1 protein-coding gene is annotated in these 301 nt (G+C 69.8%); it reads right to left on the minus strand.

The features are described 5' to 3' along the window. On the minus strand, positions 1–301 hold a 301-nt coding region (locus ACYQ8K_RS30270), incomplete at both ends, for an acyltransferase domain-containing protein (protein WP_459975081.1).

Genomic DNA, 301 nt, shown 5'->3' on the forward strand with positions numbered 1-301 from the left:
AACGCCACCTGCATGGCGAACAAGGTCGGCTGCACCCGATCGATCCCGGTGACTACCTCGGGGGCGGTCATCACCTCGGTCACCGAGAAACCGGACTCCGCGGCGATCAGCGGCTCGATCTCGGCGATGGTCGCGGCGAACACCGGCTCGTTGGCCAGCAGGTCCGCACCCATACGGGCCCACTGCGAACCCTGCCCGGAAAACACCCACACCGGCCCCCGGTCGTCGTGGCCGACTGCGGGCGGATGCGGGACGTCGCTGCTGGCTACCTCGCGCAGCGCCGCCGACAATTCCTCCCGGG

Source organism: Mycobacterium sp. MUNTM1, from assembly GCF_054660795.1.